The sequence below is a fragment of the Streptomyces sp. NPDC091416 genome (assembly GCF_044756845.1).
GTDB lineage: Bacteria > Actinomycetota > Actinomycetes > Streptomycetales > Streptomycetaceae > Streptomyces.
The window spans coordinates 508,325-518,190 of sequence record NZ_JBIVTU010000006.1 but is presented as its reverse complement, the minus strand read 5'-3'; the positions used below and the strand labels follow the sequence as shown (position 1 = coordinate 518,190).

The window sequence follows — 9,866 nt, the reverse complement described above, 5'->3', positions numbered from 1 at the left end:
TTCCCGTAATCGGGTAGACACCACGAGAGCGGAACAACCATGTCGGAATAGGACCGGTCGTTCGCTATGTCCTCGCTGTGTTCATTGCCTACCAGGCCGGTAAAGGCCTGCCAGGACTTTCAAAGGAACCTCGAACCTGCCGAAGCAGGTCGGGGTATCAACATATCTGGCGTTGACTTTTGGCACGCTGTTGAGTTCTCAAGGAACGGACGCTTCCTTTGTACTCACCCTCAGAACATTTTCTGGGGCTTTCCTCCGGGCGCTTCCCTTCGGTCTTGCGTTTCCGACTCTATCAGATCCTTTCGGGCCTGATTCCCAGTCAGCGGGGTTTGTCTTTCCGGCTGTTGGGCCGTTCCGACGTCTCAAACTCTAGCGAATTTTCCCGGCGACTCATAATCGAGTCTTCGCAATCTATTTCGGCATGCCGAAATAGATCCCGAGGTGGGAGATCGTGTCGAGAGTGGTTGCCGCATTCGCGGCGGATGGTTGTCGAAGAACCGTTCCGGCTCGGGGACAACTCGAAGAACCATACGGATCCCGCGGGGTCGTGTCAACCCTGTCCCTGGCGGCCCCCGCAGGGGCCGCTCCGGACCGGCTCAGCCCAGGTCGGTGAGGCGTCCGCCGGCGTCCGGCTGGGCGTGCTCGACGCGGCGAAGGAGGCGGATCAGTATCTCGCCGAGCGCTCCGCGCTCGTCGCCCGAGAGGTCCTGGAGCAGGTCCTCCTCGAAGTCCGTGGCCATCCGCATCGCCTCCAGCCACTTCGTACGACCCTCGTCCGTCAGCTCGACGATGACGCGCACCCGGTTGTTCTCGTCGCGGTCGCGGGTCACTAGGCCCTCGCCCGCCATGCGGTCGATGCGGTGCGTCATCGCGGCCGGGGTGAGGCCGAGGCGCTTGGCGAGTTCGCCGGGGCCCAGACGGTAGGGAGCTCCGGACAGGACGAGGGTCTTGAGGACCTCCCACTCGGCGTTGCTGATGCCGAGAGCGGCGACCTGCCGTCCGTACGCCACGTTCATCCGGCGGTTCAACCGGCCGAGGGCCGAGACGACCTGCTCGACCTGTGGGTCCAGGTCGCGGAACTCGCGCTGATAGGCGGCGATCTGCTCGTCGAGGCTCGGCTCCTGGAGCTCGGGCTCCGTGGTGTCAGACATGGCGGGCAGTATGGCACGCCCTCCGTAGCCGTCGAAGTCCTTCGATCTGTATTGTTGAGGTTCTAACTTTAGTGTTAAAGTCTTCGGGTTCGAGTCGTTGGCGACATGGTTTCTAGACCTTGAGGTAGGTGAGTGTGACCAGGGAAATGGGTGCAGCACTGCGGCGGATCCAGCTGGGGAGCGCGCTGAGCGCGTTCGGGCTCGGGTTCACCGTTCCGTATCTGTACGTCTACGTGGCGCAGGTGCGGGATCTCGGTGCCGGTACGGCGGGAGTCGTACTGGCGGTCTTCGCCATGGCAGCGCTCGCCGTCCTACCGTTCACCGGCCGGGTCATCGACCGTCGCGGGCCACTGCCCGTGCTGGTCGTCGCTTCGGCCGTCGCCTCCTTGGGCGCTGTCGCGCTGGGATTCTCCTCGCAGGTCAGCGCAGCCGTCGTGTCGGCGGCGGTACTCGGCGCGGGGACCGCCGTCATGCAGCCGGCTCTGGCCACCATGCTCGTCCGCTGCTCCGACGCCACCAGCCGTACCCGCGCCTTCGCCATGCAGTTCTTCCTGCAGAACCTGGGCCTCGGCATCGGTGGTCTGGTCGGCGGGCTCATCGTGGACACGAGCCGGGCCTCCTCCTTCACGATGCTGTTCCTGATCGAAGCGGTGATGTTCCTCGTGCTCGGCGCCATCGCGGCGACCGTGCGGATGCCTCGCCCCACTGCCGTCGCCAAGGAGGCGACGGCCGACGGCTCCGCTCCGCGTGGCGGGCTGCGGGTACTGCTGTCGCACCGGGCCATGGTGCAGTTGTGCGTGCTGGGCTTCGTGGTGTTCTTCGCCTGTTACGGACAGTTCGAGTCCGGCCTTGCGGCCTACGGCACCGAGGCCGCCGGGATCCAGCCCTCGACACTCGGGATCGCGCTGGCCGCCAACACCGCCGTCATCGTCGTGGCCCAGTTCGTGGTGCTGCGCCTGGTGGAGCGCCGCAAGCGCAGCCGGGTCATCGCCTCGGTGGGCCTGATCTGGGCCTTCGCCTGGATCGTGGCGGGCTACGCGGGTCTGGGGCACGGCAGCCAGACCATGGCGACCGCCGCGATGATCTCCACGTACGCACTGTTCGGGCTCGGCGAGGCGATGCTGTCGCCGACCGTCGCGCCTCTGGTCGCCGATCTCGCGCCGGAGTCGATGGTCGGTCAGTACAACTCGGCGTTCGCGCTCTGCAAGCAGCTGGCGCTGGCGGTCGGGCCCGCTGTGGGCGGCCCGATGGGGGCCTCGTTGCACGGGCCGTACATCGTGACGTTCGTGCTGTTCTCGCTGGGCATCACGGTGCTCGCGCTGCGGCTCGGGCGACGGCTCACTCCCGTACAGGACCAGCCTTCCCTTGCGGCCGTGCCGTCGCGGGTGGTGGCGGTGTCGTTGCCGGAGAACGCGCCGGCCGACGGACCGGCGGCCGTCGCCGCCGTCCACTGACAGTCCCGGTCCATACGCCCTGGTCAGCTACTGCGGCAGGGCGAATTCGCACCAGACCGCCTTGCCGCCGCCGGGCGTGCGGCGGCTGCCCCAGGACGTGGCGATCGACGCGACGATGGAGATGCCCCGGCCCGCCTCGTCCCCCGGTTCGGCGCGGCGGCGGCGCGGCAGGTGGTCGTCTCCGTCGGTCACCTCGATGATCAGTCTTCGGTCCGTGCGCCGCAGGGCCAGGCGCATCGGCGGCGTCCCGTGCTGCAGGGAGTTGGCCACGAGCTCACCGGCGGCGAGGACGCCCAGTTCGCACAGCTCCATCGGGAAGCGCCAGGACGTCAGCACACCCGTCGCGAAGGCGCGGGCGCGCGGGGCGGCCTCGATGCCGCCGAGCAGATCGAGCGAGGCGTTGTGGAACAGCTCCGCCGTCGCGCCCGTGCGGGCGGGGTGCTGGACGACCAGCACCGCCACGTCGTCGTCGTGCTCCGCGGTGATGTTGAGGGAACGCATCAGACGGTCGCAGACCACCTGCGGCGATCCCTTCGCGCCGGCCAGTGCCCGTTCCAGCGAGGCCACGCCTTCATCGATGTCCTCGCTGCGCCGTTCGACCAGGCCGTCCGTATAGAGGACGGCCGTGGAGCCGGGCGGCAGCGCGATCGTGCCCGAGGTGTGGATCCAGCCGCCGGTGCCGAGCGGGGGGCCGGTCGGGTCCTCGGCCCGGTTGACCGTGCCGTCCTCCTCCCGCACCAGGATCGGGAGGTGGCCGGCGGAGGAATAGACGAGCAGGCCCTCGTTGGGATCGTGGACGGCGTAGGCGCAGGTCGCGATCTGGCTGGCGTCGATCTCGGCGGCGAGCCCGTCGAGCAGCTGGAGCACCTCGTGCGGCGGGAGGTCGAGGCGCGCGTAGGCGCGCACGGCCGTGCGCAGCTGGCCCATCACCGCCGCCGCGCGCACCCCGCGGCCCATCACGTCCCCGATGACCAGTGCGGTGCGGCCGGCCCCGAGGGTGATGACGTCGTACCAGTCGCCGCCGACCGCGGCGTCCGTCCCGCCAGGCTGGTAGGTGGCGGCGATCCGCAGGTCGTCGGGCTGCTCCAGCTCCTGCGGGAGCAGCGAGCGCTGAAGGGTGACGGCCGTCTTGCGGTGCCGGCTCTCGCTGGTGCGCAGCCGCTCGGCCGCTTCGGCGTGGTCGGTGACGTCCGCGGCGTACACGAGGACGCCGCCCTCGTGGCCCTTGGCCCGGTCGTGGCGCACGGGGGTGCAGGTGACCGTGTACGAGTTGCCGCTGCCGGCCTTGCGGGACTTGACCGTGCGCGGCGTCCCGCTGCGCAGGACCTGGTCCATCAGGGGGAGCAGGCTGAGCTCGGTGAGTTCGGGCATCGCCTCGGCCGCGGGGGCGTTGAGGGGGCGCGGGCCGAACGCCGCGGTGTAGGCGTCGTTGACGTAGGTGATGCGGTGGTCGGGTCCGTGCACCAGGGCGACGAGGGCCGGCAGCCGGCCGAGGATGTCGCGTGCGGAGAGGTCCTCCAGGGTGGGTCCGGCCGGCCGCTCGCCGGGGCCGTCGGGGTCACCGTCCGGAGGGCCCGCCCCGGTGTCGGCCTGTGCGTACTCGACGCGGGCCGCCGGTACGGGAGTGCGGTCGTCCCTGGCTGCTCTGCGCTGCGTACCGGGTAGGCGGGCGCTCCAACGCGTGAAGTTCACGGAATCCATTGCCTCGTGTGTCGGTCTGGTCCGCTCGGGCGGGCTGCTTCCTCTGTCGGGGCGTCACAAGTATGGGGTGGCGGTCTGTTGCCCCTGAGGGGGTCTTCCTCGATGGTCACTGTCGGTCGCTGCCTGCCGGGTCACTCTGTGCAGATGTGAGCCAACCTATGGTCACACGTCCAGTGTGTCGGACCCTACTGACAGTCGCCGTCGTCCGGCCGTGGGCGCCCGCCTGCGGCGATTTCGAACTCGGCCCTGGGGTGTTCCAGGGAGCCCAGGGAGACGATCTCGCGCTTGAAGAGTCCGGCCAGGGTCCATTCGGCCAGCACCCTGGCCTTCCGGTTGAGCGTGGGGACACGGCTCAGGTGGTACGTGCGGTGCATGAGCCAGGCCGGATATCCCTTGAGCCGGCGCCCGTACACATGCGCGACGCCTTTGTGGAGTCCGAGGGAAGCGACGGATCCCGCGTAGCTGTGCCGGTACTCCTTGAGCGGGCGGTCGTCGAGCGAGGCGACGAGGTTGTCGGCGAGGGTCTTGGCCTGGCGGACCGCGTGCTGGGCGTTGGGCGCGGTCTCCGTGCCCGGTTCGGCAGCCGTCAGGTCGGGGACGGCAGCGGCGTCACCTGCGGCCCAGGCGTGTTCGGTGCCCTCGACGGTGAGCCGGGCGGTGCAGACGAGCCTGCCGCGTTCGTTGAGGGGCAGGCCGGTGGCGGCGAGCAGCGGGGCGGGCTTGACTCCGGCGGTCCACACGAGTGTGCGGGTCGGAAAGCGGGAGCCGTCGCTGAGCACGGCGATCCGGTCCTCGCAGGACTCCAGCCGGGTGTCGAGGCGTACGTCGATATTGCGTCCGCGCAGCTCCCTGACCGCGTACCTGCCCATGGACTCGCCGACCTCGGGGAGGATGCGGCCGGTCGCCTCGACGAGGATCCATTTCAGGTCCTCTGCCTTGATGTTGTGGTAGTACCGCGCGGTGTAGCGGGCCATGTCCTCCAGCTCGGCGAGCGCCTCCACTCCCGCGTATCCGCCGCCGACGAAGACGAAGGTGAGGGCGGCGTCGCGGATGGCGGGGTCGCGGGTGGCGGACGCGATGTCCATCTGCTCGATCACGTGGTTGCGCAGCCCGATGGCCTCCTCGATCGTCTTGAAGCCGACGCCGTGTTCGGCGAGGCCGGGAACCGGGAGGGTGCGTGAGACGGAGCCGGGGGCGAGGACGAGCTCGTCGTACGGGATCTCCAGGGCACCGGTGCCGTCCTCGGCCGTGGCCAGGGTGGTGACGGTCGCGGTGCGCTTGGTGTGATCGATGCGCCGGGCCTCCCCGACGACGACGGTGCAGTGCGGCAGGACCCGGCGCAGCGGCACGACGACATGACGCGGTGAGATGGATCCTGCGGCTGCCTCGGGGAGGAACGGCTGATACGTCATATAAGGGTCGGGGGTGACGACGGTGATCTCCGCTTCACCGCTTCTCAGTCTCTGCTTCAGCTTCCGTTGGAGACGCAGCGCTGTGTACATCCCGACATAGCCCCCACCGACGACGAGAATGCGCACACCCGGCGGGGGGCCGGGGGGTGTTCCCCCGGAATCTGAAGCCATCACCACCCCATGACGCAACGTGCGCAGGAGTTTGTCCACAGCCCCGGCAAATTGTGTGACCGGAGCTTCTGTACGGGCTGTGGCCGGGGCCAGTGCCATGCGTGGGAAAGTCCCGCAGGTCAGGGGTTGTGGGGAGGGTGGTGGGAGGGGGCCGGGCGGGTACCGGGCGGGTTCGTGCCCCGGCCGGAGGACGCTCCCGGGGGGTTGCCCCCTTCTGAATTGACCCTGGCTCAACTATGTTCGTATGTCGTCGGGGTGTCGGACGGTGACCATCGGTCCACCCTCGACCGATACGGCGGGAGTCTCCGGGGGGAGACGTCATAACCGGGGGAAAAGTTATGCATATTCAGGAATCGCATTGGCCGACTGCTGCGGTCGCGTCCGAAGAAAGCGGACGGATCGGGGCAGTCGGCACGGTGAACACGCTCGGAGCGGACGGGGCCGGCGCATCGCCGGGGACCTTGAGCACGCTCGGAACCGCGCTCGGCGCGCAGGCCGGCGGGGTCGGCACACACGGCCGCTCGGCACCGCTGCGCGTGGACGCGCAGCGCAATCTGGAACACGTACTGCGGGCAGCGCGCGAGGTGTTCGGCGAGCTGGGATACGGCGCTCCGATGGAGGACGTGGCACGGCGCGCCCGGGTCGGTGTCGGAACGGTGTACCGGCGCTTTCCCAGCAAGGACGTACTGGTGCGGCGGATAGCCGAGGAGGAGACTGCCCGGCTGACCGACCAGGCCCGGTCCGCGCTGGGTCAGGAGGAGGAGCCGTGGTCGGCGCTGTCGCGCTTCCTGCGGACGTCGGTGGCCTCCGGTGCCGGGCGGCTGCTGCCTCCGCAGATACTGCGGGTCGGTGTCGAGGCCGACGAGTCCGCGGTGGCCGGCGACGCGGATACCGCGCGGGCCGCGGAAGCATCGCCGGATGACACGTGGGAAGAGCCCCGGGTGCCCCAGCAGCGCCAGGAGGCCGGGCAGGCTGCGGGCCAGGCGGGTCTACGGGTGGCCGATCGCCCTTCCGTACCGGCGGACGGGAGCGAGGACCTCGGTGCCGGAGCGGCCGATCTGCTGGAGGTCGTGGGACGGCTGGTCGACCGGGCTCGTGCGTCGGGTGAGCTGCGCCGTGAGGTGACGGTGGCCGATGTGCTGCTGGTCATCGCCACGGCGGCGCCGTCGCTGCCCGACGCGGCCCAGCAGGCGGCGGCCTCGGCCCGGCTGCTGGACATCCTGCTGGAGGGACTGCGCTCGCGCCCTGTGTGAGTGCGCGATGTCCGTGGGTGCGCGCTCCTTGTGGGTGCGCACCCGCTCTGTGTGGGCGCCCGCTCCGTGTGGGCGCCCGCTCTGTGCGGGTGCCCGCTCCGTGCGGGTGCCCGCTCGCTCTGTTTGCGTGGGTGACCGCTCCGCGTGGGTGGATGCCCGCTCCCTGTATGGGTCTGCTCCCTGTGTGAGTGCCCGCTCCGTATGGGTGCGCGTTGGCCGGTGGTGTGCGCCTGTGTCTCTGCCTGGTGGCGTTGCCCCGTGACGCCTGCCCGGCACGGTCCGGGCTGGGTGGCTGACCCTGGCCAGGGGCCGCCCCGGGTGGATGGAGCGGTTGCTGCCGGATGGGCCGCCTCGGTCGGATCCGGATGGCCGGATGGGCTGCCTCGGTCCGGGTAGAGCGCTTCCGTCGCGCTCGTGTCGTTCCGTCCCAACTTCCCCGTCAACACATCCCGTTACTTCTTCCCCGAATGAGTGGCCACTAGTGCGCGCGATCGGGAAAGAGCCCCGGATGAGTGGTTGCCAGGGCTGAAGGGCCGTCGTGCCTGCGCTCTGTGGCACGCTTGCCCGGTGTTCGGGTCCGACAGCGCATACGGGGGCGTCCGCGATGAGCGGTGACGGGCAGCAGGAGGAGTCGCTCGACGGTGTGTCCGCCGTCGGCAGCACGGAGTCGGGCGGGTCGTCCGGGCATCAGGTACCCAGCCAGGCCGGGCCCCGGCGCCCGGGCGCCGGCGGCGAGGTCGTCGACCATGAGGGCAGCGAGGACGAGGGCGGCGAGGACGAGGGCGGCGGCACCGTCCTGCCCGGGCCGTGGCCGCCCGCTCCGGTGGAGAAGCCGGCCGCCGTGGACACGGACGCGATCGACGCCGCTGCGGCAGCCGCGGTCCCCATGCAGCGGGCGCCCAGCAGCACGCCTGCCGGGGACGCCTCCGGGCTCGCACCCTCCGACGCCCAGCTGATCCAGCGGATGCGTGAGGGCGACGACCTCGCGTACGAGGAGCTGTTCCGCCGCCATTCCGGCGGGGTGCGCCGCTACGCGCGTACCTGCTGTCGGGACGCGCACACCGCCGACGACCTGACGGCCGAGGTCTTCGCCCGGACCCTGCAGGCGGTACGGGGCGGCAAGGGGCCCGAGGAGGCCGTACGGGCCTACCTGATGACGGCGGTACGGCACGTCGCCGCCGCGTGGACGAAGACCGCGAAGCGTGAGCACCTGGTCGACGACTTCGCGGTGTTCGCCGCGCAGGCGTCGCGCACCGCCGAGGTGTCGGACGCGGACACACTCGATCTCGGTGCCGACGTGATGGCGATGCACGAGGCCGAGCAGTCGATGGCGATGCAGGCGTTCCGCAGCCTCCCCGAGCGCTGGCAGGCCGTCCTGTGGCACACCACCGTGGAGGAGGAGTCGCCCAGCGACATCGCCCCGCTGCTCGGGCTGACGGCCAACGCCACGTCGGTGCTGGCGAGCCGTGCCCGTGAGGGGCTCAAGCAGGCCTATCTGCAAGCCCATGTGAGCCAGGCGCTCACCGCCGGCGGCGACTGCGCGCGTTACGCGGACCGGCTCGGCGCCTACGCCCGTGGGGGCCTTCGGATGCGGGCCGAGCGTGGTCTGCGCGGCCATCTGGACACCTGCGAGAAGTGCCGGCTCGCGGCAGGCGAACTGGCCCATGTCAACGCCGGGATCCCCGCGCTGCTGCCGGTCGCGGTCATCGGCTGGTTCGCCGCCGGGTACACGCTCAAGGCTGCCGGAATCGTGGCCGGGGGCGCGGTCGGCGCCGCTGGTGCGGGTGCCGCCGCCGCGGCGACCGGAGGCGGCTCGTCGACGGGTTCCGCCGCCGGAGGCGCCGCCGCCTCCGAAGGGCTCGGGGCTCCGGCGAAGGCAGGCATCGCGGCCGCGGTCGCCGTCGCTGCCGCGGCCGGGCTGGTCTGGGCCCTGGTCGGGGACGACCAGCCGCGCCCCGAGGCGAAGCCGGTCCCGCGGCCCCCCGCCGTGGCGCCCGCGGTGCCGACGCCCACGCCTCCGACGCCGACGCCCCCCGCTCCCGCTCCACCGGCACCCGCACCGCCGGATCCCACGCCCACGCCTACCCCGACACCTACGCGCACGCCTACCCCGACGCCGACGCCGACACCGACACCCACTCCGCCCCCCACGCCCCCGCCGTCCCCCGCTCCGAAACCCACGCCTCCGGCGCCGACTCCGCCACCTCCCGCTCCCGCCCCGGAGGTGTACCAGGTCAGCGAGCTGAACTACACCCTGCTCGGCGACCACACCGGCCCCGAGGTGATGCTCGGGGAGAGCAGCTGGGTCTGGCAGCGTTCCGGCATGTCGGTCGGTGGGACGCGGTACGCGCACGGGGTGACCGTCCACAGCCGTTCCTCGGTGTACATCCAGCTGAACCGTTCGTGCACGCGCTACGAGGCAATGGTCGGCGTGGACGATCTGACCATGGGGCTCGGCTCGGTGCGGTTCTCCGTGTTCAACGGCGACGGGGTGCGGCTGTGGCAGTCACCGGTGATGAACGGCGACGACCCGGCGGTTCCGGTGAGCGTCGGCATCGAGGGCCAGGAGCGGATCCGGCTCGTCGTGGAGCCGACGGCACCGTTCGGCGGAATCGCTCTCGCCGACTGGGCCGAGTCGCGCATCAGCTGCCGCTGAGCGGCAGGAGCAGTCCCGTACCGCGTATGGGCAGGGGCTGCCCCGTCCTGCCCTGAAGGCTCACGGCA

Annotated in this window: 6 protein-coding genes; 3 read left to right on the top strand and 3 right to left on the bottom strand. The window is 70.7% G+C overall.

Annotated features, from left to right (window positions below; genetic code table 11):
- Positions 1 to 596: 596 nt before the first annotated feature.
- The gene (locus ACIQMX_RS21135; RefSeq protein ID WP_148019506.1) at positions 597 to 1,151 is read right to left on the bottom strand and encodes a MarR family winged helix-turn-helix transcriptional regulator; all 555 of its coding nucleotides are present in this window, start codon (positions 1,149 to 1,151) and stop codon (positions 597 to 599) included.
- 146 nt (positions 1,152 to 1,297) lie between these two features.
- Here ACIQMX_RS21135 and ACIQMX_RS21130 point away from each other — a divergent pair, with 146 nt between their 5' ends.
- Positions 1,298 to 2,605 carry an MFS transporter gene (locus ACIQMX_RS21130; protein WP_402480164.1) on the top strand — a complete coding sequence of 436 codons (1,308 nt, stop codon included), beginning with the start codon at positions 1,298 to 1,300 and terminating at the stop codon, positions 2,603 to 2,605.
- Between the two features lie 27 nt (positions 2,606 to 2,632).
- Here ACIQMX_RS21130 and ACIQMX_RS21125 read toward each other — a convergent pair whose 3' ends face one another.
- A complete protein-coding gene (locus ACIQMX_RS21125) occupies positions 2,633 to 4,297 on the bottom strand; it encodes a SpoIIE family protein phosphatase (protein ID WP_402480132.1) in 1,665 nt (554 codons plus the stop codon).
- Between the two features lie 194 nt (positions 4,298 to 4,491).
- A complete protein-coding gene (locus ACIQMX_RS21120) occupies positions 4,492 to 5,889 on the bottom strand; it encodes an NAD(P)/FAD-dependent oxidoreductase (RefSeq protein WP_363066672.1) in 1,398 nt (465 codons plus the stop codon).
- A 338-nt stretch (positions 5,890 to 6,227) separates the two neighbouring features.
- Here ACIQMX_RS21120 and ACIQMX_RS21115 point away from each other — a divergent pair, with 338 nt between their 5' ends.
- Positions 6,228 to 7,142 carry a TetR/AcrR family transcriptional regulator gene (locus ACIQMX_RS21115; RefSeq protein WP_402480129.1) on the top strand — a complete coding sequence of 305 codons (915 nt, stop codon included), beginning with the start codon at positions 6,228 to 6,230 and terminating at the stop codon, positions 7,140 to 7,142.
- Between the two features lie 604 nt (positions 7,143 to 7,746).
- Positions 7,747 to 9,798, top strand: coding sequence for a sigma-70 family RNA polymerase sigma factor (locus ACIQMX_RS21110; protein WP_402480126.1), 2,052 nt, complete (start codon positions 7,747 to 7,749; stop codon positions 9,796 to 9,798).
- The last annotated feature ends 68 nt before the right edge of the window (positions 9,799 to 9,866 follow it).